Consider the following 25,588-nt stretch of genomic DNA (forward strand, 5'->3'; position numbering starts at 1 on the left):
ATTTAACAAAAAGCAAAAGAAGCGGAGGGGAAGGCCAACCATGCAAACTTTATTTCGCTATAACTGGCAGGTCCGCGAGGAATGGTATCAATGGTGCGAGGAGCTGCCGGAAGAAGAACTGGTGAAGACACGGATTGGCGGAGTGGGCGGAATCCTGCAGACGCTAGTGCATATTGTGGATGTGGAATTAAGCTGGGTCCGGGATATGGAAGGTAAGCCGGATATCCGTTTAGACTTCACGGAGTACAACACTCTGCAGAGAATCAGAGAGGTAGACGCACGCTTCCGGCCGGAGGTGGAGTCCTTCGTAGTGGCCTGGAATGAGGAATTGGAACGGAGGATTCTAAGTGAGGATGGGCCGGATGGGCAGGTTACCCAGCATAGATGGGGCGAAGTCATGCGCCATGTTGCCGCGCATGAGATTCATCACATCGGCCAGCTCTCCATCTGGTCAAGGGAACTCGACCGTAAGCCAGTCTCCCCTAATCTGGTGCGCAGAGGTCTGGCTACGTATTTACCCGGCAGAGAATAAAGGGGGCTGCCGGTCTTGTTATAGTCTGGCGGTGTAGTCAGCCTCCCCCGACCTTCTACTCTATAGCTACAGCTCCGGCGGAAACCACAGATGGCGCAGATCGACCCAGCCCTGGCTGTTGAAGGTCACCCCGCGTACGGAGGGCAGATAGGCAGTCTCGGCAGGCCGTTCGTACAGAATATGCAGCTGGTGGTCACGGGTTAGAGTATCCTCAATCAACCGGAAGCCTTCCGCCCGGACGGCGGCGTCAGACTCCCGCGAGATCTGGCGCAGCCTGCCCTCAATGCCCGCACGGCTGCGCGGTTCGATGTGCTGCGAGAGGGTCAGATACAGATCGTACAGCCGGAGCTGCTCATCCTGGTCGCGGAGCAGCGAGAAGACGATCAGGTCGGACTTCAGGCGGATCGGGCCTTTGAATTCCTCCGGCGACACGGATAACACCTTGCAGGAATATCCATGCTGCGTTAGCCTTGCGGCGATGTATTCGGCATCCCCGGCATACTGCGGGATCGTGGCAATCTGCAAGACTTCAGCCGGAGGCGCTGCGAAATGCCGGAAGGGCACTCTCGGAGTTTCCTGCAGACAGGATAGCAGCTCGGCACGGAGAAGGGGATCGCTTAGCGGTCCCTTTTTCTTCGTGTTGCAGGTTACGAATTTGCGGACATAGGACTCGGAATGAATTCTGCTTAGAGAGTCTGCGCCCGCTGTGGACGGATTAGGGATGACATGGAAGGCAGAGCCGGTCTCTGAGGGCTCCCGGTCAAGGCTCCACGGGACATAGATAATCTCCACACGGTCCAGATGGGCCCGCCCCTGGAAGTAATACGGGAACACTTCCAGCACACAGGTGTCTTCATTCATCTCCACGACCTTGAACGGACCGGTGCCCGCCGGTCTGCGTCCAAACAGATTCTCTCCGATGGACTCCAGATCGCGTGGCACAATCGCCGCCCGGCTGGTGCAGAGGAAGGGAAGGAAGAGCTCATTCGGGTTCTTCAGCAGAATGCGGACGGTAGAGGCATTCAAGGCTTGGACCTCCTGAATCTCCTTGACAATATAACTGTACAGCATGCGCTGCGAGGTGGACATCATCCGTTCGAACGAGTAGACAACATCCTCCGCGGTCAGTACCTTACCGTGATGGAACAAGACCTCCTTGCGCAGATGAAAAGTCCAGGCCGTCCGGCTCCCGTCTGTCTCCCAGGCATGGGCCAGGCCGGGGATCACCTTGCCGCGTTCACCGCTGCGGCCGACCAGCCCGTCAAAAACATGGCTGGAGACAAACGACTCCGCCAGCAAATTCATATAGAGCGGATCGAAGGTATGGAGCTGCTGGGTGACCGGCAGCCGCAGCGTATCGATCCGCTTGTCGCTGTGCACCTCGGCATGATGCCCGAAGTAAGCGAGCAGCCAGCCTTGCAGCGTGTCCTGCAGCGATGAAGTTCGGGCATGTCCGCGGATGCCCTCCAGCGCACTGCTGATATCCTTGCTGCTTATGGCCTGCTTCATGGATTCCAGGGCAATGTCCTCGGCTGCCGCTAGGAATACCAGCTTGGAGCGCCGTCCCCGTCCCCGGCTGGGGGTCCAGGTGATCCAGCCGAGATCGGCCATTTTGCGGATCACATGCAATGCATTGCGGTGGGTGCAGCCAAGGGTCAAGGCCAGCTCGTCCAGGGTGATGGAGATCTCAGCCGGACCTCCATGCTGCGAATGCAGCTTCAGGAATTGACTGTGCAGCTTCATCTGGGATATTCTCCTCCTGCCTCAACATTAAAATAGGAAATTAATAATATTATATTTCTCTTTTTCTTCTTATTTTATCAGCTAGAATCAGGATATGACAGTAAAAAGATAGGGGAATTTACCATGGATGAACAAATGGTATCCAAACCGGGGCTTGGGCGTGTAGCCTTATTAGCCGCATTTCTGCTTGCGATTGTGCATCAGTACCTGTTCTACGGCAAAATGCCGGGGATCTCTTACCCGATTTTTGTCACATTGTTCTACGCCTTTATGCTCTATTTCGCCAAGGAGCGGCTTCGCAAGCAGACCTGGTTCAGCTATGTTTGGATGGCTTCTATTTTTTTGTTGTCCCTAACCTATATGCTGTTCGGCAACTGGTTTTTCTTTGCGCTTAATATCGTTGTTATTCCGGTGCTGATTCTATTACATATGACGTATATGCTTAGTTACCGCAAGCCCGCTTGGAGCGGAATCGCACTGATCGGCGCGGCCCTGGAGCATCTGTTCCCGCAAAGTCTGCGCAACTGGGCGACGGGACTGAGACTGCTGCGCCGGGGCAAAGGCGGGATACCGAATGAACGCAAGCAGGTATTGATGCGGGTGCTGATTGGCCTGCTGATTTCCGTGCCGCTGTTGCTGATCGTGATCTCGCTGCTCTCTACGGCGGACGGAGTATTCAGTCAGCTGCTGGCAGCGCTCCCAAGGATTTTTGACAATATTTCGCTGGGGGACTGGATCTTCCGGGGCTTGTGGGTTCTGCTGCTCGGGCTAGGCATGTTCGGCTTCGTCTGGGGGTTTGTACTGAGTAAATCCTATATCCGCACTCCACTGGCCAGTGAGTTTGATTCGATGGGACAGAAGCTGGTAGCAGCTGAAGCAGGGGACGAGGGTATTGGTCTTGATGACCCCGTCATTATCACTACTGTACTGACTGCAATCAATGCAGTGTACATGCTGTTTGTTAGTGTCCAGTTCTCGTATCTGTTCGGCGCCTGGGACGGGATTCTGCCGGAGAACAGTACGTATGCGGACTATGCGCGGAGCGGTTTTCTGGAGTTGATTCTGGTCACATCCATTAACTTCGCGATCTTGCTGCTGTCCTTACTGGCTGTGCGTAAAGCGGGCGGCATTCTGAAGCGGGTAATTCAGCTCCTGCTGTACATTCTGGTGTTATGCTCCATGGTCATGCTGTATTCTGCGTACTCGCGGCTGACTCTGTATGAAGAGGCTTACGGTTATACCTACATCCGGTTCCTGGTGCACGCCTTCATGATCTTCCTCGGATTGCTGCTGGTGCTGGCAGCCGTGCGGATTAGCCGGGAACCCTTCCCGCTTCTCAAATGTTACATCGTGCTCGGCCTGATCTCCTACGTGCTGATGAACTATATAGGAATGGATCATATCATTGCCCAGCAGAATATCCAGCGTTATGAAGCAAGCGGCACACTGGATGCCGGTTATCTGGCCGGACTCTCCGCAGATGTGGTTCCAGAGCTGATCAGGTTCAGCAAGCAGGAAAAGGGGATTCTGGACGAGGCGCTGCGCAGCAGACTGTCTGAACGTACTCAGCCTAAGCAGAGCTGGCCTTCGTTCAATCTGGCGAATCACCGGGAGCGTAGAGTGCTTGCGGAATATTTTGCAGGAGAGGTAGTGTACAAATAGCTTCCGGGCTTTGACTTGTGATACAGTAATTTCAGCAGAAATGACACAAGGAGAGAAGAAGCTCATGCAATCGATTATAAATCCGGAGGCGGTTCGAAGCCTTACCGAGCAGAATGGACTCACAGCCATGTTCAGCAGCAGCGCGATTGCCCAGATGGAGCTTCGGCGTTACAGCGGCGGGGAGGCCGTCTGCTCAGTGGGCGACCGGCTGGAGCATATGTTTTTCCTGATGCAAGGCAAGCTGAAGATTCATACGCTGCTGCCTAACGGCAAGTCCATGCTGGTCCGGTTCGCCCGGCCGATGTCGGTAATCGGGGATGTGGAGCTGCTGCGCCAGTATCCGGTCAAGAATGAGGTCGTCTCTGTAGGGGACAGCCTGCTGCTTGTCGCCGGAAGGAAGCTGCTGCTCCGGGAGATTGAAGACAATACTGCGCTGTTGCGCTTCCTGGTAGGAGAGTTGAGCCACAAAATGTACACGCTCGGCCAGACCTCAGCCATGAATGTGCTCTATCCGGTAGAGAACCGGTTCGCCAGCTACCTGATGTCGCTGTTCGCGGACAACACCGGCGCCCAGCGCGTAGAAGAGATTCGTACCTCCACACTGACAGAGACCGCCGATCTGCTTGGCACCAGTTACCGGCATCTCAACCGGGTGGTGCGCCGCCTGATTGAAGACGGAATTATTGAACGCAGGAACGGCCGATTGATTGTTCGGGATGAGGAGCGGCTGGCAAGGCTTGCGAACGGGAATTTGTACGATTGAACCGGATGATAGGAAGTCATTCAGAGAACCTCTATTTCTGCCTTGGCAGGGATGGGGGTTTTTCGTGTGATCAGTGCATTTCAGATTTATTTAAGTATTGTGATGTACGATACGTAGAGATTACATAGTAGAGCTTACATATCGAGTGGAGGTAGTTATCATGTCGAGCAGACTTAGAGGAATCCGGGCCAAAATCATGTTTGGTTTCGCCGCTGTTATTCTCGTGTTCATTCTCGCAATAACCGGCAGTACTATATTTCAGGGTAAGGTGACCATGCTTACAGATCAGATCAACCGTAATTACAGCAAGCTCTCGATGGTACAGAAATTAACCGATGAGATCCGGACGGCGGACGGCCTGGCCGCAAGGTATGTGATGAGTAATACCACTGAGGAGAGAACTGCCAATCTGACCGCCTATGAAGCCAAGATCCCGGAGATTACAGCCGCAGTTGAAGAGCTTAAGGGCGCCGGCCTGAATCAAGCGGAGCTTGCAGGAATTCAGAAGCTGGAGGGGGAGTGGGACAATTATCTGACGGTGCTGAAGAAGGCTTTTGCCTTGGCTAAGGAAGGGGATTTCCCGCAAGCGCAGAAGTCGTTCACAAGCCTCTCCCTTACGACTATTATCGATTCCCAGCTGGTGTTCGAGACGATGCTGCATGATGAAATTATGAAGGAACAGAGCCAGGCGGCTACCCACCGCAGCTCCTCGATGTTTACCAGCATGGGGGTGACAGGCTTATCCGTGGTGCTGGCTCTGCTGATCGCATTCGTATTGTCGGCAAGGATTCTGAAGCCGGTGAACGATGTGAACAGGCAGCTCCAGGAGATTGTGGGCGGCGATGCCGACTTAACCCGCAAGCTTAGTGTGCAGACGAAGGATGAGATCGGTGAGCTGGCCCGGAATTTCAATACAATGACCGATAATCTGGCAGCAATGATCACCCAGGTGAAGCTGTCGGCGAACGGTCTGGCGGCTTCTTCAGTGAAGCTGACCTCGGATAGCGGAGCGACCGCCGATACTACCGAGAAGATCGCCGGAATTATGGGTGAGGTCGCAAGCGGCGCGGGCATGCAGATGAATGATCTGCAGACCAACATGAACACCATTATTGAAATGTCGGACGGGATTCAACAGATTGCTGCCAGTGTACAGGATATCTCGGAAGCTTCTATGCATTCTTCAGATTATGCGGTGGCCGGGGATCTGTCTCTGCAATCTGCCGTCCGGCAGATGGAATCGATTAACGAATCCATTCAGTCATTATCGCAAAAGGTTATGGGCTTCGTGAATCGTTCACAGGATATAAGCAGCATTGTAGGGGTGATCAAGGGGATTGCCTCGGAGACGAATATGCTGGCACTGAATGCAACCATTGAAGCGGCCCGGGCCGGAGAGCACGGCAGAGGATTTGCTGTTGTAGCCGATCAAGTGCGCAGACTGGCCGAACAGTCCGCAGATTCCGCCAATCAGATTGCCGAAATGGCGACTGGAATCCAGGCCGATGCTGATCATGCAGTGAAGGTGATGAAGAACAGCATGAACGAAGTAATGGGCGGAACCAAGATCATAGAAGAGGCAGGGCAGTCTTTCAATGCCATCCGCCATTCGATTGATTCACTGGCGGGACAGGTCCAGGAGGTATCCGGTGCGGTAGAAGAAATCACGGCAGCGACGGAGGAGATTGTAGATTCCATCCGCACCGTTACGCATATCTCGGAGACCACCGCGGCAAGTACACAGCAAGTATCCGCCGCATCGCAAGAGCAGATGGCTTCAGTGGAACAGATCGCCTCTTCTGCCAGTGCACTTAGCATGCTGGCGCAAGGGCTGCAAGGTTTGGTAGCACGTTTTAATGTATAATTAGACGAAGCCCCTACCCTGAACGAGAGGGAGGGGGCTTCGTCTTGCTTTTTCGCTACTTTTTCATATATTCCCGGTACAGCTCTTCCAAAGTATCGTAACGCTGAAGCTGCCGTCCGACCCGGTGATATTCCTCCAGATAGTCGTCCATTGCCAGGAGGAACCGGTCCTTGAACAGGTCCAGATAGTCCACATCAAAATACTGCATAAGTTTGAACTTCCGCGTTCCCCGCGACTCGGTCATCTCATCCAGCAGACCCTGCGCTCCCATAGCGGCGTAAAAGGCGTAAGAGGCATCCTTACTTTCAACGCTGGAAATCACCTTGTTACGGTAGTTGCACCATAATTCCTCATAGGTTCCCTTTAGATTATCATAGGTGGGCACAGGCTGTTCCACATATTGCTGATGCAGCGCTTTGTGAAGCTCAAGGATGCTATTCAGCAGGAAACGGGAAGTGTTTCTGATCTCATCCACATTTTTTGCTCGGATCACATTCCAGTAGTTCGTCTCGAAATCCCCCGGAAGATGCCGGAAGGACTTCACCTCCTCCAGATAACGCTTCAGCCCTCTCTGAAAATACGTATTATTCATTTGCGACAAAGCGTTCACCAGATTATACACCATTTCGGCTGATGCCAGCCTGACTGCCCCGATCTCCTCATGAAGATATGCATTCGCATACTCCTGCTTCGCCAGATCAATCCACTTCTTGGCCCGCTCCAGACATTCGCTTCCAATAGGCTTCGCCAGTGCATCCTGCGCCCGCTGCTGATAGGCTCTCAGCTTCTCCATATATTCCGGCTTCGCGCAGTAGAGCACCAGCAGATCGGTCAGACTGGAGATCATCGGACTCTCAAGCGCCGCCTGATCTTCAATCCGGGTCTCCCAAGGCGTGCAGTAGATATCATATCCGACATCCCCGAGAATGAAGCAGGATGAGATGTCCCAGCCTTCATTGTTGTTATTGATGATGATCAGATCGAGATCGCTTTTGTCATGGAAATCCCCGGTTCTGAAAGAGCCCGTAAGTCCGATCACTGCAATCTCTTCCGGAAAATCCCGTTTGGCCCGCTCGATCACCATGTTGATTAATTTTTCATTTTTGGATAATAGTTCTTGCCTGGTACTTTCGTTCATAGCTGATTCCTCCTGCGTTGTGGCTTGTTGTTGTATTCATTGTAAAAGGATCTGGAGTCCCCGGGTATACCGACTTCGGTTAGGATCATTCTCTCCCTGATGCAAAATCGACAAGCAATACAGGTTAGCGATACAATAGAAGCTAAATCATGAAGACCGAGGCAGAAACAAAGGAGGCATACCCATGACGAATCGGGTAGTAAGCAATATTACAGAGCTGATCGGCGGCACGCCGGTTGTGCGCTTGAACCGGGTAACGGGATCTGCGGATGCGGAGCTGTATGTGAAGCTGGAGATGTTCAATCCCAGCGGCAGCGTCAAGGACCGGGCGGCCTATAATCTGATTCTCCAGGCGGAGCTGGACGGGCGGCTGCAGCCGGGCGGGACAATTATTGAGCCGACCAGCGGAAATACTGGAATTGGACTGGCGATGAACGCGGCAGCGAAGGGATATAAGGCTATCCTGATCATGCCGGATAATATGACGAAGGAACGGATCAATATCCTGAAGGCTTATGGGGCGGAAGTGGTGCTGACTCCGGCGGCGGAGCGCATGCCCGGCGCGATTGCTAAGGCGGTGGAGCTGGGACGGGAGATCCCCGGCAGCTTCATTCCGCAGCAGTTCGAGAATAAGGCGAACCCGGATATTCACCGCACCACCACCGCGCCGGAAATTCTGGAACAGATGGAAGGGCGGCTGGATGTCTTCGTTGCCACTTCCGGGACGGGCGGCACTATTACCGGAACCGGGGAGGCGCTGCGCGCACGACTGCCGGAGCTGCGCGTGGTTGTCGTGGAGCCGCAGGGTTCGCCGGTGCTGTCCGGCGGCCAGCCCGGGCCGCATAAGCTGGTGGGAACCAGCCCCGGCTTCGTGCCGGCGATTCTGAATACCGGCATCTACGATGAGATTGTGCAGGTATCCGATGAGGATGCCTTGGAGATGGTAAGAGAACTGGCCCGTACTGAGGGAATTCTGATCGGACCTTCCGGCGGAGCCGCAGTCTGGACGGCCTTGCAGGAGGCACGGCGCCTGGGACGGGGCAAGCGGGTGTTATGTATCGCGCCGGATACCGGGGAACGTTACCTCAGCATGGGGATTTTTGACTAAATCATATTGGAGGACCGCTATGAATCAAGCGAAGCGCAGTTTCCGGTACGGGGTAAGAGCGGCCGGAAGTCTTATTCTTACAGCAGCGATAGCCTCTAGTCTGACCGGGTGTGCCCGGACGAACAGCAATGATGCTACCAGCAGTGCAGCAGCTTCGGCAGGGCCGTCTGACGGCAGTCCATCACCAGCCGCACAGCCGACGGATAACCAGCCAAGTGCCGTTCCGGCAGCATCAGCGTCAGCTACGGCCTCCCAAGCCCCGGCTACCTTCCTTGACCCTGCCAAGCTGCAGCCAGTCTTCGGATTCGCTAGTGAGACCGGGAGTCATATTATCGTCACCAGGGAAGAGGAGGGAGCCGGAGAGCAGTTGAAGTCCCTGAACACTGCCATCGGGAACGGAGGTCAGGTGCTGGCTGTGAAGCTGGAGAAATGGCAGACGGGCAACGATAACAACAACGGACGGGAGCTGGCGAATAATATTCCGAATATGTCCGGTTATCTGTTCAAGGTAGAGGGTGACGCAGCGATGCGGGATGAGACCTATGTTCTGGTTGATTCTGCGGTCTTTCCGCAGGCAGCGTTGCTGGAGCTTCAGCCCGCCGACCCGGCAGGCCCGCAGCTTGCAGCCGGTGATCCGCTTCGTAAGAGTATAGCAGCCGTCAAAGGGCGGAAGATCCAGGCCGCCTGGAAGCTGGCCGGGCTGGGACCGGACAGACAGCTCTATCTGGTGCAGTTCGTAAGACAAGATAAGGATATGCTATTTAGCCTGGTGCTGGAGGAAGACGGGAAGCTCAGCTTCAAGGACTATCCTGCGGAGATTACGGATAATGAATATTCAGTCTGGCGTGTCGATGACGGCGGAGAGGTGAACCCGCAGATGTTCTCCCTGCTGTTCGCGGCACATACAGCAGAGGGGCTACTGCTTGGGCTGAACTGGTGGGGAGCGGAGGGTGTGAACAGCTTTTTCCTGAAGCAGGCAGGCAATGGCTTCACAGAGCTTGCGATCGAATATGGCCGCTATACCTCTCCCTTGTGAGCAGGGCGAACGGACAGTAAGGCTCCCCGTCACTTCTGGGTGACGGAGGAGCCTTGTCTGCCTGTCGTATAGATCGTCAGGATAGGCCGGATCAGCATATATCCCAGCACCCCGCCGAATGTATTTAGAAGAAGGTCATCCACATCAAACGTTCCAATATAGAATACGGCTTGCGAGCATTCCAGCACGGCGCTTAACGCGAAGGACCACAGCAGGACACCGGTGAAGGAGCCGCTGCCTTTTCCATTCGGGTTGAGCAGCACCAGGAAGATGCCATAAGGAATGAATAAGGCGATATTCCCCAGAAAATTAACGACGGTGCTTGTGCTGATATGGTGATAGGTATTGGTTAAGGTGGCCAGCGGGACCAGATTTGCGCGTTGCAGACTGGCGGCAATATGGTCCGGGCTGTGCTGAAGCTGCTGCCATAGAAACGGGAGATTCATCGAACCGAATTTGAACAAAATAATTTTAAACAAAATATACACGTAGACGGTAAACAGTACCTGTAAACCGTACTTTGTCTGCTTGTGTGCCTTATTCATTTTATATCACCGCTTTCTGTAGATTGTAATGTTATATGGCTTAGTCATTAAGGATAGACCGTCATAATCACACCGTTCATGTTATCGCCGGAGAACTCAATATGCTGGGCGTCAGGGGTGGGAACAGGAGTGTTCCCGTTAATTTCGATATAGGAAATCTGATATTCGACTCCGTTAACGGTAGTGGCAATCGACTTCTTCCCCTTAAGGAATTCAAGATATTCTTCCAGCGTGAAGTTCTTGTCGCGCATAATCACACTGTGCGGAAGTCCTACATATCTGAAATGCCAGGGCTCATACTTGATGCCGGTGATATCTGTTTTATCCTCAGGATAGCGCAGAATAAAGCCGTAATCCCATGCATGCTCCCGCAGCCATTGTCCTTCAGGGGCGCGGCTCATGGCCATTTGGGAGGAGCCGATGTCAAGCGACAAGCCCAGGTTATGCTCGCTGTATCCGGGCGGAAGAGCATAATCTGCTCCTTTTTCCTCATATAACTGCTTCTGCTTCTCATTGTCCCGGTAACCGCTGCTGATCAGGAAGCTGTTGATGTCATCCCCGGCTGCGGCATGTACCATCTTGGTGAATTTCTCTGCCACTTGCCTCGAGAGCAGCGTTTTGTGATCCAGCAGCAGGTAGCCGGAAGTCAGCTCCTCATAGTCGGTAAGCCTTACAATATCTGCGCTGACCCCCGAGGGCTGAACGGGATAATCCTTGTTGACCAGCAGCAGGTTCCCCTGATAGATCTGGCCCTTCGGGATCACGGTCAGAGTCTTCGAGCCATTATCTGCAGAGACTCGTATTGTCTTAATATTCAGGTCTGCCGTGGCATCCTCTTGATCCCTGGACATCCACTCATAACCGATCAGCAGGGCAATCACAATTACCACTAACCATTTCTTCATGTTCTCGTCCTCCTTGTTTCAATGACTTAAGCATAGAGGAGCGTGTTTAAATAGAAGTGGGGAAAAGATAAAGTTTTTCTTAAAATGCAAAAAAACCGTCCCTCTAAAAGGACGGCAACACAGCGGCTATAGACAGAGCAGGCTACTCGATCACACCCGGCAGACGGACCTCGAAGAGCGTGCGGATCGTGTCACTCTGTACGGAGATCGTCCCCTGATGCTGCTCGACGATATTTTTGGCAATGAACAGGCCCAGCCCGGTGCTGCTCTCCTGATGGGTCCGTGCCCGGTCGCCCGTATAGAACATATCGAACAGAAAAGGCAGGTCCTCCGCCGGGATCATATCCCCGTAGTTCATGACCTGGACCACGATGGTCTCACCCTCCGGGTAGCAGTGGACATCGACATAACGGCCGTCTTTGCCGTAACGCACCGCATTGGTCAGCAGGTTCTCGAACACCCGGGCCAGCAGTTCACCGTCTCCGGTGATTTTGAGCTGCGGAGTGACCTGGGTGCGGGCGCTCAGCCCGTTGTTCTCCAGCAGAGGATACAATTCCTCGTTCAGCTGGACCAGCAGCTCGCTCAGATCAAGGGGGCGCTGCTCCACGGTAAGCATGCCGTAGTTCATCCGGGTAATCTCGAACAGCTCGTCGATCAGCTTTTCCAGCCGCTGTGATTTGGTGTAGGCAATCGTGGTGTAATGTCTGGCTTGTTCGGCGGTTAACTCCCCGTCCTTCAGCACCAGATCCAGGTAGCCGAGTACAGAGGTCAGCGGAGTCCGCAGATCATGAGCCAGATTCAGCACCAGCTTGTCCTTGCTGTTCTCAGCGAAGTCTCCGCGTTCCACTGCTTCTTCAAGTTTGTCTTTGGCCTGGTTAAGATCAGCGGCGATATCCTCGAACTCATCGTTCGAATGAATTTGAATCCGGCTTTTGAAATCCCCGTTGGCCAGCAGGCGGATATGGTGCGAGATTTCTTTGAAATAGCGGGCATACGGCTTGGTGAACAGGAAGAAGAACAGCAGCGCCAGCGGAATGAAGAAGATCAGGAAGAAATTCAGGTCGCCGAAATCGGCAATTAGGTAACGGAAGCGGGTCAGCTTGTCTTCATACTTCACCTGAGAGGTATAATACATTTGCAGGCTTTTGTAGAGTACAAAGGTTATAACGCCGGAGCAGAGCATGCTGAGTACCAGCAGGGATATCATTTTAAAACGGAAGCTGCGGACAAGTTTAGCCATTGAACGTGTACCCTACTCCCCAGATCGTTTTGATCCATGTATTTTTACTCTGGTCATCGCCCAGTTTTTTGCGCAGGGTGCGGATATGGACCATCACGGTGTTCCCGCCTTCATAATAAGCCTCACCCCAGATTTGCTGAAAAAGCTGCTCGGCGCTGAATACTTTCTTCGGGTAGCTGGCGAGCAAATACAGGATATCGAATTCCTTCGGCGTCAGCTCCACGGGCTGTCCGTACAAGGTCACGGAACGACGGTCTGGATCGACGATCAGTCCCCCAGCTTCCACCACGGCCTTCTGCTCGGTAACCGGCTGGTTCAGCTTCATGGAACGTCTGAGCTGTGCGTTCACTCTGGCGACCAGCTCCATGGGATTGAAGGGCTTGGTCATATAATCGTCGGCGCCGATGACAAGCCCGGTGATTTTATCCAGATCCGAAGTCTTCGCACTCACAAAAATAATCGGCAGCCCATGCTGCTCCCGGATCTGCCGGGTCACCTCATACCCGTCCAGCCCGGGCATCATAATATCCAGAATCGCCAGGTCGATATGCCTGGACTGGATGACCTGCACCGCCGCCGGTCCGTTTGTAACCTTTATGGGGTGGTAGCCTTCTTTTTCCAAATGCAGTCCGATCAGATCGGCAATCTCGGGATCATCGTCGGCGATTAGAATCGTAATCCGTTTCATTTCATTATCTCTCCTAATAGTGTCAGAATGAATGTATACTTGATTGCATGTCATTCCTAGTGTACCCTATCGGATATGGTTTCGCTAACTGTTATGATAGGACGATGGGAGCTATGAAAGGAATGGATTAACTTTTAAATACTTAATTCTGTAACATATGCGGACGGGCATAGCCCTAAAGAGTCATGCCGGGGATCAACCGGAAATGGTAAAATAACGAACAGAAATTAGGGAGGGAACTGTGACGTATACCCGAATTAAAGTGCTTATCCTGCTGATTCCCACGGTTATGGTCGGTATCTGGGAATGGGTGAGACATCAGTTCCTGATGCCATACGTCTCTATGGACACGGGCAACTTCTTAACACCTGTATTGGTATTTCTCTTCAGTATTATGCTGCTGCTGCCGCTCTTTCGCCTCATGGAGCGCAATCAGCGGGAGCTGGAGCAGGAGCGGGCGGCCACCGGAGCGATGGAAGCACGGGAGGCGCTGGCCAAAGAGCTGCATGACGGAATGGCCCAGTCCCTGTTCCTTCTCTCCGTGCGGATAGACCGGCTGGAGCATAACCGCAAGGACGGCGGGATCAGCGCGGACAGTGTGGATCAGATCAAGAAGACCGTTCACGAGGTTAACCGTTATGTACGGCAGGCTATTGCCAATCTGAAGGTGCCGGTGAGCGGCGCGGAGAGCTTCTCACTGGAGCGTTCTATCCATGAGCAGCTGGCAGCCATAGCCGGAGAAGTTATGATCGAGGTATCCCTGGACTGGCATCTGGAAGAGCAGGCACTGATACCGGCCGAACAGGCAGAGCTGTTGTCCTGCATACGTGAAGCGATTATCAACGTGCGTAAGCACACACGTGCGGGCAGGGTGTCCGTATCGGGCCAAGGAAATGAGCACGGCTGGCGTGTAACCATTGCAGATGACGGCGCGGGAATTGAGCATGATGATCCTTTTGCGGTGAGCGGCAGCTATGGCCTGCAGATTATGAGGGAACGGTCCCGCAGTATGGGTTGGGCGCTTCAACTTCACTCAGGAGCGGAAGGAACAACTGTAGCAATTGTAAAAGGGGGTGCGCAGGATGGAACGCTGCCGGGTACTAATCGTCGATGACCATGCACATGCCCGCGAGGCAATGAGCGAGATACTGGCGCTGGATGAACGGTTTGAAGTGATTGGTGCGGTGGCCAGCGGAGCGGAGGCGATCGTCTGGACCGGGCAATGGATGCCGGATCTCATTCTGATCGATATCGAGATGCCGGGAATGGATGGTCTGGAGACCACGCGGCGCATTAAGCTGGAATATCCGTATGTCCGGATTGTCATCGTCACCGTGTCGGATGAGATCTCTTATCTGTTCGAGGCGCTTAAGCAGGGGGCGCAGGGGTACCTCCTGAAGAACCTGGCCCCGTCTACCTGGATCGAATATCTGCTGGCGATTGTAAGCGAAGAGGTGCCGCTTAGCCGGGAGTTGGCGTTCCAGATTCTGAAGGAGTTCGCGCTCACCTCCGTCAAGGAGGAGCGGGAGGCATTAACGGCGCGGGAGAAGGAGATACTGGGCTGTGTATCCTCCGGGTCCACCAATAAGGAGATTGCCGCCACCCTCGGGATTTCAGAGCATACGGTCAAGAATCACCTGAAGAACATCCTGCAGAAGCTTCAGCTTCAGAACCGCACACAGCTCACCAGATACGCCCTGGAGCAGGGGCTGGCTTCGCGGGAGCGGGATTTTCCGGGGAAGAGATAGACATACACAAGAGAGAAGGGGAGATTCCATTGAATAGAATATTTCGCAAAATAGCAGCACTGGCCGCACCGGCAGCCGCCGCATTACTGTTGTTCGCCGCCGTGGCGAGCGCCCACGTAACCGTTAGTCCAGCAGAGTCCAGCACGGGGGCCTGGGAGACATATACCCTGAAGGTACCATCTGAGAAAGAAAGCCCCACCGTCCAGGTGGATCTGCGGATTCCGGCAGGCGCGGAATTCAAGCAATACGAAGCCACTCCCGGGTGGGAGGTAACCGTGGACGGGAATAAAGTGAGCTGGATTGCCAAGGACGGCGGCATTCAGGCTGGACAGTTCCAGCGCTTCTACTTCACAGCCAAGAACCCCGACTCCGCAGGCAATATCGCCTGGGATGCCTACCAGCACTATGCCGATGGCAGCCTCGTGCAATGGTCCGGCGAACCCGGTTCGGAATCCCCGCATTCCATCACCGCCATCGCTGAAGCCTCCGGCAGCGCCGATGGCGGTCACGGCCACGGTGCCGCAGATATGTCCGGCAACGGCACCATGACCATGGACGAGCATCAGGCCATTGTGGAGAAGGAAGGCGCCAGCACCGGTACCTCGCCGATGCTCTACATTACCCTCGGCATCTCCCTGGTCTCCTTCCTGCTGGCAGCGATAGCTCTGCTTCGGGGGAAGCAGGAGTAGGCTGGAGTGACTAGTATAGAGAGAACCCCGCAGCAGATGTGAATTCTGCTGCGGGGTTGTTTGTTTTTATATAGGAAACTATAGTTTCTTGCTGCTGTGGAGAAGGTGTGTTGGACTGAATGTATGTGAAAAACAGTATACATTGTACTCGCAAGCAGGCTCACGGCCTGAATGTATGTGAAAAACAGTATACGTTGTGTTGGAGCAAAGGTAATCTTTCATCCGTTAGGATTATTTTGTCCTTTGTATGAGTACTGCCATGACCCGGACTATGATCTGTTGCACTAGAATGCGAGCACTTGTGATTGGATAGAGGAGCTAACTATATACCAATTTCAGCAACTTTTATTATAATTACATATACTGGGGTCTAATACTGAAGAAGATTTGCCTTAAGTTAAGCTTGAATCTAGGCGCATTAGGAGGATACATTTATGTTTGATGACATTGATTTTTCGCCGGGTATAATTACTTTTAATGAAACGAGGGACTTGGATCAAGAGGATATATTTCAAGTCAGTTATTTCGAAGGGAAATATACTCTTGATGTTGGTTGGTATAGAAATGAGTTCGCGGTATATGTAATTAGAGCTTACGATTGGGAGAATCCGTTGTTAGAAAAGCGTTGTACAGAAGCGGGTATGCTACATGCACTGGTTCAGGAATGCTCCGTATATGTTGGAGATATTCTAAGCCGCTAATTCAGTTAGGTTTATTACTTAAAATTCTACCATAAAGGAGCCCCCCAAAAATGTCCCTATCCCGACAACAACTAATCGCATTCGTAACCAAAATTGTGAACGCCGAAGGAACAGAGGCCGAGCTGGATGAGTGGCTGGAGGTCGTAGCGAGCAATGTAGCTCATCCCGGCGTGAGTGATCTGATTTTCTGGAATGAGCCGGAGCTGACACCGGAGGAGATTGTAGATGCTGCGCTGGGTTATCAGCCGATTGTGCTGCCGCCCCCAATAGAGAACTAGCACTAGAACTGCCTTGCGATTGCTGATCGTGAGGTTTTTTCATAATATGGAACACTTAAATCCCCAATTTCGTCAAGTGTGAAAATGGTGCGCTAATTGCTGACAAAATTCCCGCAGAATCAACCGTTTTCTCTCACAGCATGGGCGAAATCCGCTCTATAATGGAAGCGTTACCAAAGTATGCTTGGGGAGGTAAGGATCATGAGTCGAAAACGTATCCGTAGACTAGGAATACTCGTCCTACTGACAGCGATGTCAGGCTCTTTGTTTAACGTTGCTCCCGCTGTAACCCATGCCGCAGCCAGTGAAGACTACAGCTGGAACAGTGTGGTTACCGGTGCGGGCGGCGGTTTTGTGCCGGGGATTATTTTCAACCAGACGGAACCGAATCTGATCTATGCGCGGACGGATATTGGCGGGGCTTACCGCTGGAATGAGGCGGACGGTAGCTGGATTCCGCTGAATGACTCGGTCGGCTGGGTGGACTGGAACAAGAACGGCGTAGACGCGCTGGCTACCGATCCGGTTGATCCGGATAAGGTGTATATGGCAACCGGGACGTACACGAATTCCTGGGATGGCAATGGTCAAATTATGCGTTCCAGCGACCGTGGGGATACCTGGCAGTCTACGGCGCTTCCCTTCAAGGTTGGCGGTAATATGCCTGGACGTTCAGCCGGGGAACGGCTGGTGATTGACCCGAATAAGAACAGCATTCTGTTCTTCGGGGCGCGTAGCGGGAACGGTCTGTGGAAGAGTGTGGACTCAGGCGTGACCTGGTCTAAGGTTACCTCCTTCACTAACGTAGGGACGTATGTCCAGAATCCGGCGAATGAGTATCAGAGTGATATCGTGGGCTTGTCCTGGATTACTTTTGATAAAAGTACGGGCTCTGCCGGACAAGCTACCCAGACCATCTATGTCGGCGTCGCGGATACCGCCAAAAGTGTGTTCCGCAGCACAGATGGAGGTGCAACCTGGTCAGCGCTGCCGGGTCAGCCGGTAGGCCTGCTTCCGCATCATGGGGAGCTGTCGGCAACCGGCGATCTGTACCTTACCTACAGTGACGGGGTCGGGCCGTATGACGGACGCAAGGGTGAAGTCTGGAAATATAACACAACCAGTGGCGTCTGGAAAAACATCAGCCCGTCAACCGGAGCTGACAACTTCTACGGCTTCGGGGGACTTGCGCTGGATGCCCAGCATCCGAATACGCTTATGGTCGCCAGCCTCAATGCCTGGTGGCCGGACGAGGTGATCTTCCGCAGTAAGGATGGCGGAGAGACCTGGAGCCGGATCTGGGATTGGGGCTTCTATCCGGAGCGCAACTACAAGTTCGAGATGGATATCACAGCGGCGCCGTGGCTCAATCTTGGGCTGACTTCGAGCTCGCTTGATCCTGCACCGAAGATGGGCTGGATGATGGGGGACCTTGAGATTGACCCGTTCAACTCGGACCGGATGATGTACGGCACGGGTGCTACGATCTACGGTACGAATAACCTCGGAGCCTGGGACACCGGCGGCAAGGTCAAGATATCCGTGATGGCCAAAGGGGTAGAAGAGACCGCAGTGCTCGGGCTGATCAGCCCGCCGGCGGGTGCCCACCTGATTACCGCGCTTGGCGATGTGTCCGGCTTCCGGTATGAGGATCTGACAGCGGCACCCGTCAAGTTCCAGACCAGCCCTTCCTGGGCCAGCACGAACAGTATCGATTATGCGGAGCTGGACCCGGCCTATGTTGTCCGTGTCGGCGGTGTGGACAAAGAGAAATATCCGAACAGTAAGTCGATCGGGATTTCGAATGACAACGGCAAGAACTGGTATATGCCGAACGCTGAGCCCTCGAACGGAGGGACAACCACGGTTGGGCAAGGCCAGGTAGCTGTATCTGCGAGCGGCAATGCGCTTTTATGGAGTACGTCAGACATCGGGGTCTATTATTCCAAGACCGGCGGCAATGCCTGGACCGCAAGCAGCGGCGTACCTGCCGGAGCGAAGATTGCCTCGGACCGGGTGAATCCGAATAAATTCTATGGCTTCTATGAGGGCAAGCTCTATGTCAGCACGGATAGTGGAGCTACCTTCACTGCTACGGCAGCCACCGGCTTGCCTGCCAATAACGTGAACGGCCTGCAGCCCAGCCAGGCACAGGTCAGTCTTAAGGCAATGCCAGGCGTTGAAGGAGATATCTGGTTTGCCGGAGGACATCCGCAGGATAAGTATGGCATATGGCATTCTACCAACTCAGGTGCCAGCTTCACGAAGCTGAGCAATGTGGAGGAAGCGGACCTGATCGGGTTCGGTAAGGCTGCGCCGGGTGAGAATTACATGGCACTCTATACGGTAGCCCAGATTGATGGTGTTAGAGGAGTCTTCCGTTCGGATGACGCCGGAGCCAGCTGGGTGCGGATTAATGATGATAATCATCAGTATGCCAGAATTAATATGGCGATTACCGGAGATCCGCGCGTCTATGGCCGTGTCTATCTCGGAACCAATGGCCGCGGGACTTTATATGCTGATCCGGTGAACCCTCCGGCAGCAGGCTCCGTCATTACGCCGGTCACTGCCAGCTTCGATAAGAAGACGGGGAATCAGAGCGACGTTGAAGTGGCAATGACCCTGAACGGAAATACTCTGGATTCCATAACCAATGGAGCAACTGCACTAACTGCTGGCACGGATTATACAGTCAGCGGTTCAACGGTAACGATTCATAAGGCTTATCTGGCAGCACAGCCCATCGGAGCAACAACCCTAACCTTCCATTTCAGTGCCGGAGCTGCGAAGACCTTAACGGTTACGGTGGCAGATACGACATCAACGGCTAATGATTCAACCCTCACACCAGTCACTGCCAGCTTCGACAAGAAGACGGGCAATCAGAGCGACATCGAAATAGCGATGACCTTGAACGGGAATACTTTAACTTCTATTAAAAACGGCCCGGCAGTATTAACCGCCGGAACGGATTATACAGTGAGCGGATCGGTTGTAACGATCCGCAAGGCCTATCTGGCAGCACAGGCTGTGGGAACAACCACGCTGAGCTTCCAGTTCAGTGCAGGCGCACCGCAGAGCCTGGCGGTCATGGTGACAGATACGACAACGCCGGTGGACGGCGGTCTGAAGGTCCAGATGTTCAATAGCAGCACCGTTAATGCTGTCAATGCCCTCTGCCCGCGGATCAAGCTTGTGAATACCGGTACTGCTGCGGTCTCCCTCGCTGATGTGAAGCTCAGATATTATTACACCAGTGATGGCGAGCAGGCCCAGAATTTCTTCTGTGACTGGTCCCAGGTAGGGAGCGCCAATGTGACAGGGACGTTCGTGAAGCTGCCAGCAGCCTTGAGCGGCGCGGACCATTACCTGGAGCTGGGCTTCACAGCAGCAGCAGGCTCGCTTGCTCCGGGAGCCAGTATCGATATTCAGATGCGGGCCTCCAAGGCAGATTGGAGCAATTACTCCCAGACCGGCGATTATTCCTTCAATCCAGCGGGCACAGCTCCTGCGGATTGGGCCAAGCTGCCGGCTTACATCTCCGGCAGTCTGGTATGGGGGATTGAGCCTTTGTAGAATGAACGGCAGCCCATGCACAATTGCATGGGCTGCCAGTTTTTAGTCTAGGGCATTGAACACATATAAACCTCTATCGTTGATCAGTACATCAACAATAGAGGTTTATATTGTTACCACTATACCCATGTTAGTCTCAGACTCCTTATCCTATCCTTTGTTCTCAGCCGGGTAGAAATGGTCCGAGGCGGCAGTATATTTGCCTATCCTGCACATTCAAACTGATCTCAACTGATCCGCTTACCACGATAGGATGGGATTGTGAAGCCAGTGAGCTTTAAGAAGCTCATACCGTTTCGTGTAGGGACTCACTTAAGGCGGGAATGTCAGGATCAAAGATATAGTCTCAGTCACAAGGTGGAGCGCTGCTTAAGATTAGCTGCCGGAGATTCTGTCCTGGCTAACGTTCTTCCTGCAGTGTCTGTTTCCTTGAGCTGATACCTGAATTATACCGTCCGAACGGAGAATAGTAAAAAGCCGAAATTTTTAAATTTGCACTTTCTAATTGGGAAAAGGTATTGTAAGCGCTGTTATTCTACGTTTTCCTTAGAATCTGCTGAATTCAAATCCCACTGCCTTTACTGTATAATGAAAAGGATGGTTTCAATGCTGCGTAGACTCCGGCAGCTTTGCCTGGAGGGAAAGGATACGGAAATGAGCTTGTATGGAGTGAAGCTTGAGGAACTCGGCAGCGGGCTGCTGAAATCCTTTTTGGAGGATAATTATATATGTGCGGGTTATCCCGGTACGGGTGATCTGGAGCAGCATAGCAGAGAAGAGATCAGCAGCAAGCTGGCTGCCGCAGGCTATCACGGGCAGGAGCTGGAGGGCGCAACCCATACCCTGGATATCTTCGTCAATGCGATGCAGGATGGGGATTATGTGCTGATCGCCGATGAAGAGTGGGTGTATCTCGGGGACCTTGGCGATTACTTCTATGATACCCGGCACAGCGGCACTGAGGATAGTACAGCCCACCGGCGCGGTGTCACCTGGCTGAAGAGTCTGCCTTTTGCTGCGGTTAATCTGGCTGCAGCAGAGCTGCTTGCTTCTGACAGCAGAATAACTGCTTATTCAGGAGTGCTGCCGACAGCCCGAATCGATCTGTGGCTGGGGAATCAGGCAGGGGATGGCGGGAGTGCCGCCGGGGCCTGCTGCGTTCAGGTGGATGAAGCTACAGTAGCGCAGGCGCTAGCTATCCTGAAGGCGGCTCTATACAGCACGGATGTGGAGCGGCAAGAGCGTGCGGCTGTGGCGATTTTGCAGTATGCGCGGTGAGTACGGATTAGGAATACGTCAGGATGATATAGATAAGGGTCTTTCGGCAGATTAGCCGGAAGACCCTTTTTATTAGATAAATTCAACAAACTCATTAACCGGCTTGCGGTAGCCGCGCGGTCTGATCTTGTGCTGGTTATCCTTGCCGATCGTAATCAGCATCACCGGAACCATATGGTCGCCGAGACCGAGTGTAGCCTTCACTGCCTCCGGATCGAAGCCGATCATCGGGCAGGTATCCCAGCCCTTATCCTTGGCAATCAGCATGAATTGCATCGCCGACAGAGAAGCATTGCGGATCGCTTCATCCCGCTGGAACGCATCATTCCCGGTATAAGCATCGTTGATGGATTGAATGGTTTGCTCGTAAGCATCCTCGCTCATCGCTCCCAGCAGCTTAAGCCCGCTATAGATTTCAGGAGCCTGCAGATAGGCATTCTTGTCACCCAGTACCACAATAACAGCCGATGCGGTGTGGATCTTGTATTGACCATACGCGTCCTTGCGGATGGCTTCCTTCACGCTGTCATCGCTGATCACCTTGTAATGGGCGTGCTGAAGATTATAAGCTGAGGGAGCCAAACGGGCCAGGGAGAACATCTCTTCGAGCTCACTCTGCGGGATGGTAACACCTTCCACGAAATTATTAGCCGATCTGCGGGATTGCACCAATTCGGAAAAAGTACTCATAAATCATTACCTCCATCTAATTATGTATGCTGCTTAGTTAAAATTAATTGCTAATATTAATTAATAAACTTACATTAAGTTACTTGCTTAAGATATCACGACTCTTTGCATACGTCAATGAGCAAATACATAATAATTTGTAAATTTAACCTGATTAAATAACTGAGTTCGATAAAATCGATAAGGAAGTGATAATAATCACAAAAATAGGTTGAAAAGACAAAAAGATTGTGACAATAATAACAAATAGAGTGTTATAATAGTCACATAGTTTCACTTGGATGTCATTATGCAAGAATACGATTTGTAAAAGGAGACTTCGATATGTCAGAAACCGTTACCCAAAACCTTCCTGAACAAGAAATACCAGAAGCTGCCCTTCCCAAAGAGGATGTGCTGAAAGAGCTTTTGAAGCCGGAGGTTCAGCAATCTCTGATGGCACTGGTCGAGCAGTTGCCGCAGATCACACAAATGGTCAGTGTATTGTCCAAGTCACTAGATTTTGTGCAGTCGGTTGCCACGGATGAAGTACTTAAGAATGATACAGTCGGTGCGATCAAGGAAATGGCGGGTCCTGTGGTGGGCACTGCCAAGAATCTGGCGGCTACTGTCATTGAAGCGAAAGACCGCGCGGATGCAAGCAGTGAAACCATCAGCCTGTTCGGCATGATGAAGATGATCAAGGACCCGCAGGTGCAGAAGGCTCTCCGGTTCATGAATGCTTATCTACAGGTCAGCGGTGAACGTCAATCGGGCAAATAAGCCCGTAATACTTAATGATGGAGGAATGATCATGTCAAAACATATAGTGATTCTAGGTGCAGGCTACGGCGGCTTGCTAAGTGCCTTAACCGTTCGTAAATATATGAGCAAAGCGGAAGCCAAAATTACGGTAGTCAATCAGTATCCGACTCACCAGATTATTACGGAATTGCACCGGCTTGCAGCGGGCAGTGCGTCTGAACAGGCGGTTGCCATGCCGCTGGCGAAGCTGTTCGCCGGTAAAGATATTGATCTGAAAATCGCCAAGGTCAATTCGTTCTCCGCAGAGAACAAGCAGATTATTCTCTCGGACGGCGTCATGCTGACTTATGATGCTCTCGTTGTCGGTCTGGGCAGCACGACAGCATACTTTGGTATTCCGGGACTTGAAGAGTACAGCATGGTGCTGAAATCAGCAGCAGATGCGCTCCGGATTCGCCGGCATATTGAAGACCGGATTCGTGACTATTCCAAAACCCGCAACGCAGCAGATGCTACGATTCTGATCGGAGGCGGCGGATTGACCGGGGTAGAGCTGGTAGGCGAAATCGCCGACATTCTGCCCAAGCTGACGAAGCAATATGGAGTGAATCCTGCTGAGATCAAGCTTCTGCTCGTTGAAGCGGGTCCGAAGATTCTCCCCGTCCTGCCGGATCATCTGATTGAGCGCGCTACAGCCAGTCTGGAGAAGCGCGGGGTGCAGTTCCTGACCGGTCTTCCGGTTACGAAGGTGGCCGACAATACGATTGATCTGAAGGATGGGCAGCAGATTGTGGCGAACACCTTCGTCTGGACCGGCGGGGTACAGGGCAATCCGCTGGTTGGCGAATCTGGTCTTGAAGTCAACCGCGGCCGGGCCACGGTGAATGAGTTCCTGCAGTCCACTTCGCACCCTAATGTATTTGTAGCCGGAGACAGCGCTGTTGTCTTTGCACCGGATGGCCGTCCTTATCCGCCGACGGCACAGATCGCCTGGCAGATGGGTGAGCTGATCGGCTACAATCTGTTCGCTCATCTTAATGATAAACCGCAGGAAGCCTTCAGCCCGGTCAATTCCGGCACACTCGCCAGCCTAGGACGCAAAGACGGGGTAGCCATTGTCGGCGGTAACTCCACTCCGCTGAAGGGGCTGCCGGCTACACTGATGAAGGAAGCCAGCAATATCCGTTACTTGACTCATATCCATGGCTTGTTCAGTCTGGCCTATTAATCTCTTATCCTAAGATCCCCCTAGGGCTGTCATATGGCAGTCTTAGGGGGTTTTCTGATTTAAAATAAGGAATAATTTTCAATTAAAACGTGTCCGCAGGAAAATCTATTTGCTATAATGATCATGTTTACATAATACAGATATTTTCATAGGAGGATTTCAGGCATGCCATTTCAAAAGAACGATATCATCCTGTTCCAGGGGGATAGCATCACGGATTGTGGACGCAATTACGCCGATGCCTCTTCGCTGGGTGTAGGTTACGCGCTGATGGCGGGCGCCCGGCTTGGCCTTCAGTATGCAGAGAAGAATCTTACGTTCCTGAACCGCGGAGTCAGCGGCAACCGGGCGGTCGACCTGCAGGAGCGCTGGGAGAGGGATTGTCTTGGGCTGAAGCCAACCTGGGTATCTATTTATATTGGAATAAATGATACCTGGCGGTGGTATGATTCCGGGCAGGAGACTACAGCGGCTGAATTCGAGTCGTCCTACCGTGATCTGATTGAACGGACCAAGCAGCATCTGGATGCCAAGCTGGTGCTGGTAGAGCCGTTCGTATTGCCGGTGCCGGTAGACCGCAAGGGCTGGCGTCAGGACTTGGACCCCAAAATTCACGTAGTTCGTGAGCTGGCCCGTGAATACGGCGCTGTACTCGTGCCGTTGGATGGTCTGTTCGCAGCGGCATCCGTCAAGGCTGAACCTGCCTACTGGGCGGCGGATGGCGTGCACCCTTCGCCTGCGGGACATGCCTTAATCGCCGATGCCTGGATGAAGGCCGTAGGTGCAATAAGCTAAAGTGGAGTTCAGCGGGAGATTGAGCCGCGCAATTATTGCCTATTGAGATCACCGTACTCACCGGTTCCAGCGTCTGCGGGGGCCGGTTTTTTGACGTCTGCCTGACAGACGCCTTGCTGCTGAACGGCAGGAAGGAGGCGTTCATTTCACTCTGCGTAGTAAGACTGTTATACTTAGAAGATACATAAGATTTGGAGGTGGAACCCATTAGGCGGTTGCTGCTGATTCTGCCTGCCCTTCTGGTTGTTCTATTACAGAGAGGGCTCCTTTTGAATCCAAGAGATTCAGTGATGAGGAGTTCATCCAGACGATGGCTGCGGCCGTGAATTCAAGCAAGCGTATTGCCGGCGAACTGGATTATGATGCAGATTTCCGCATGAAGCTGGTCTACGATGACGGCTATACAGAAGATTACATTCTGGGTCTGGGCCGGGAGGAAGGGAACAGCGGACTTCTGCTGTCTGCTGAGCGCAGCGGGACGGGGTATACCGTATCCGCCAGTAATGCCGACAAGCTGCACAAGCTGATCTTCAACGGAGGAGGACTGGTCTGTTCCTTCTCCTCTGGCAGGGCGGAGCTGGAGCGGGCAATTCCGGCTGCTTCTTACTGATGAACAGGGCGAGGCCATCGGAAC

At 53.0% G+C, this 25,588-nt stretch carries 24 protein-coding genes; 17 read left to right on the plus strand and 7 right to left on the minus strand.

What is annotated here, in order from left to right; translation table 11 throughout:
* Positions 1-40 precede the first annotated feature (40 nt).
* On the plus strand, positions 41-532 hold the full coding sequence (locus MKZ07_RS03675) for a DinB family protein (RefSeq protein WP_076154616.1): 492 nt from the start codon (positions 41-43) through the stop codon (positions 530-532).
* Between the two features lie 66 nt (positions 533-598).
* Here MKZ07_RS03675 and MKZ07_RS03680 read toward each other — a convergent pair whose 3' ends face one another.
* Positions 599-2,275, minus strand: a complete 1,677-nt coding sequence (locus MKZ07_RS03680; protein WP_341024556.1) for an ABC transporter substrate-binding protein — start codon at positions 2,273-2,275, stop codon at positions 599-601.
* A gap of 123 nt (positions 2,276-2,398) precedes the next feature.
* On the opposite strand from MKZ07_RS03680, the gene MKZ07_RS03685 reads away from it, so the two are divergent.
* The 3 genes from MKZ07_RS03685 to MKZ07_RS03695 all read left to right on the plus strand — a co-directional run bounded on the left by MKZ07_RS03685 (position 2,399) and on the right by MKZ07_RS03695 (position 6,564).
* Positions 2,399-3,937 (plus strand): DUF4153 domain-containing protein, encoded by a 1,539-nt coding sequence (locus tag MKZ07_RS03685; protein WP_341024557.1) that lies wholly within the window; start codon positions 2,399-2,401, stop codon positions 3,935-3,937.
* 64 nt (positions 3,938-4,001) lie between these two features.
* Entirely contained in the window at positions 4,002-4,700 is a 699-nt protein-coding gene (locus tag MKZ07_RS03690; protein ID WP_036695078.1) for a Crp/Fnr family transcriptional regulator, read from the plus strand.
* Between the two features lie 160 nt (positions 4,701-4,860).
* Entirely contained in the window at positions 4,861-6,564 is a 1,704-nt protein-coding gene (locus MKZ07_RS03695) for a methyl-accepting chemotaxis protein (RefSeq protein ID WP_051493485.1), read from the plus strand.
* 55 nt (positions 6,565-6,619) lie between these two features.
* Here MKZ07_RS03695 and MKZ07_RS03700 read toward each other — a convergent pair whose 3' ends face one another.
* Positions 6,620-7,702 carry a nucleotidyltransferase domain-containing protein gene (locus tag MKZ07_RS03700; RefSeq protein ID WP_341024560.1) on the minus strand — a complete coding sequence of 361 codons (1,083 nt, stop codon included), beginning with the start codon at positions 7,700-7,702 and terminating at the stop codon, positions 6,620-6,622.
* A gap of 184 nt (positions 7,703-7,886) precedes the next feature.
* Between MKZ07_RS03700 and cysK the strand changes: the two genes are divergently transcribed.
* Both cysK and MKZ07_RS03710 read left to right on the plus strand, forming a co-directional pair.
* Positions 7,887-8,810, plus strand: a complete 924-nt coding sequence (cysK, locus tag MKZ07_RS03705) for a cysteine synthase A (RefSeq protein ID WP_341024562.1) — start codon at positions 7,887-7,889, stop codon at positions 8,808-8,810.
* Between the two features lie 19 nt (positions 8,811-8,829).
* Positions 8,830-9,846: a hypothetical protein gene (locus MKZ07_RS03710; RefSeq protein WP_341024563.1), complete on the plus strand. Its 1,017-nt coding sequence runs from the start codon at positions 8,830-8,832 to the stop codon at positions 9,844-9,846.
* 29 nt (positions 9,847-9,875) lie between these two features.
* Here MKZ07_RS03710 and MKZ07_RS03715 read toward each other — a convergent pair whose 3' ends face one another.
* The 4 genes from MKZ07_RS03715 to MKZ07_RS03730 all read right to left on the minus strand — a co-directional run bounded on the left by MKZ07_RS03715 (position 9,876) and on the right by MKZ07_RS03730 (position 13,224).
* Positions 9,876-10,391 (minus strand): VanZ family protein, encoded by a 516-nt coding sequence (locus MKZ07_RS03715; protein ID WP_036695074.1) that lies wholly within the window; start codon positions 10,389-10,391, stop codon positions 9,876-9,878.
* A 47-nt stretch (positions 10,392-10,438) separates the two neighbouring features.
* Complete coding sequence (locus tag MKZ07_RS03720; protein ID WP_036695073.1) at positions 10,439-11,296, minus strand: D-Ala-D-Ala carboxypeptidase VanY; 858 nt, start codon at positions 11,294-11,296, stop codon at positions 10,439-10,441.
* A 142-nt stretch (positions 11,297-11,438) separates the two neighbouring features.
* Positions 11,439-12,536 carry a HAMP domain-containing sensor histidine kinase gene (locus MKZ07_RS03725; RefSeq protein WP_341024567.1) on the minus strand — a complete coding sequence of 366 codons (1,098 nt, stop codon included), beginning with the start codon at positions 12,534-12,536 and terminating at the stop codon, positions 11,439-11,441.
* A complete protein-coding gene (locus MKZ07_RS03730; RefSeq protein WP_341024570.1) occupies positions 12,529-13,224 on the minus strand; it encodes a response regulator transcription factor in 696 nt (231 codons plus the stop codon). Before MKZ07_RS03730 ends, MKZ07_RS03725 begins: the two co-directional genes overlap by 8 nt.
* Before the next feature lie 241 nt (positions 13,225-13,465).
* Here MKZ07_RS03730 and MKZ07_RS03735 point away from each other — a divergent pair, with 241 nt between their 5' ends.
* From MKZ07_RS03735 to MKZ07_RS03765, 7 genes are all read left to right on the plus strand, one after another.
* Positions 13,466-14,338 (plus strand): sensor histidine kinase, encoded by an 873-nt coding sequence (locus MKZ07_RS03735; RefSeq protein WP_341024572.1) that lies wholly within the window; start codon positions 13,466-13,468, stop codon positions 14,336-14,338.
* A complete protein-coding gene (locus tag MKZ07_RS03740) occupies positions 14,307-14,972 on the plus strand; it encodes a response regulator (RefSeq protein WP_036695068.1) in 666 nt (221 codons plus the stop codon). The genes MKZ07_RS03735 and MKZ07_RS03740 overlap by 32 nt, the downstream gene beginning before the upstream one ends.
* A 29-nt stretch (positions 14,973-15,001) precedes the next feature.
* Entirely contained in the window at positions 15,002-15,661 is a 660-nt protein-coding gene (locus MKZ07_RS03745) for a DUF1775 domain-containing protein (RefSeq protein ID WP_051493483.1), read from the plus strand.
* Positions 15,662-16,095: 434 nt separating this feature from the next.
* Positions 16,096-16,362 (plus strand): hypothetical protein, encoded by a 267-nt coding sequence (locus tag MKZ07_RS03750; protein WP_341024576.1) that lies wholly within the window; start codon positions 16,096-16,098, stop codon positions 16,360-16,362.
* A 50-nt stretch (positions 16,363-16,412) separates the two neighbouring features.
* Positions 16,413-16,640 (plus strand): bacteriocin immunity protein, encoded by a 228-nt coding sequence (locus MKZ07_RS03755; protein ID WP_036695067.1) that lies wholly within the window; start codon positions 16,413-16,415, stop codon positions 16,638-16,640.
* A 201-nt stretch (positions 16,641-16,841) separates the two neighbouring features.
* Entirely contained in the window at positions 16,842-20,219 is a 3,378-nt protein-coding gene (locus tag MKZ07_RS03760) for a X2-like carbohydrate binding domain-containing protein (RefSeq protein ID WP_341024580.1), read from the plus strand.
* Positions 20,220-20,825: 606 nt separating this feature from the next.
* The gene (locus MKZ07_RS03765; RefSeq protein WP_036695065.1) at positions 20,826-21,497 is read left to right on the plus strand and encodes a hypothetical protein; all 672 of its coding nucleotides are present in this window, start codon (positions 20,826-20,828) and stop codon (positions 21,495-21,497) included.
* A 72-nt stretch (positions 21,498-21,569) separates the two neighbouring features.
* Here MKZ07_RS03765 and MKZ07_RS03770 read toward each other — a convergent pair whose 3' ends face one another.
* On the minus strand, positions 21,570-22,187 hold the full coding sequence (locus MKZ07_RS03770; protein ID WP_036695064.1) for a nitroreductase family protein: 618 nt from the start codon (positions 22,185-22,187) through the stop codon (positions 21,570-21,572).
* A gap of 324 nt (positions 22,188-22,511) precedes the next feature.
* Between MKZ07_RS03770 and MKZ07_RS03775 the strand changes: the two genes are divergently transcribed.
* The 4 genes from MKZ07_RS03775 (at position 22,512) to MKZ07_RS03790 (ending at position 25,564) form a co-directional block, all read left to right on the plus strand.
* Positions 22,512-22,949 (plus strand): DUF1641 domain-containing protein, encoded by a 438-nt coding sequence (locus MKZ07_RS03775; protein WP_036695063.1) that lies wholly within the window; start codon positions 22,512-22,514, stop codon positions 22,947-22,949.
* A gap of 31 nt (positions 22,950-22,980) precedes the next feature.
* Positions 22,981-24,159, plus strand: a complete 1,179-nt coding sequence (locus MKZ07_RS03780; RefSeq protein ID WP_036695062.1) for an NAD(P)/FAD-dependent oxidoreductase — start codon at positions 22,981-22,983, stop codon at positions 24,157-24,159.
* A 165-nt stretch (positions 24,160-24,324) separates the two neighbouring features.
* Positions 24,325-24,954, plus strand: a complete 630-nt coding sequence (locus MKZ07_RS03785; RefSeq protein ID WP_036695061.1) for an SGNH/GDSL hydrolase family protein — start codon at positions 24,325-24,327, stop codon at positions 24,952-24,954.
* A gap of 310 nt (positions 24,955-25,264) precedes the next feature.
* Positions 25,265-25,564: a hypothetical protein gene (locus MKZ07_RS03790; RefSeq protein ID WP_036695060.1), complete on the plus strand. Its 300-nt coding sequence runs from the start codon at positions 25,265-25,267 to the stop codon at positions 25,562-25,564.
* The last annotated feature ends 24 nt before the right edge of the window (positions 25,565-25,588 follow it).

The sequence above is a fragment of the Paenibacillus sp. FSL P4-0338 genome (assembly GCF_038002365.1).
In the GTDB taxonomy this organism is placed as follows: domain Bacteria; phylum Bacillota; class Bacilli; order Paenibacillales; family Paenibacillaceae; genus Paenibacillus_AQ.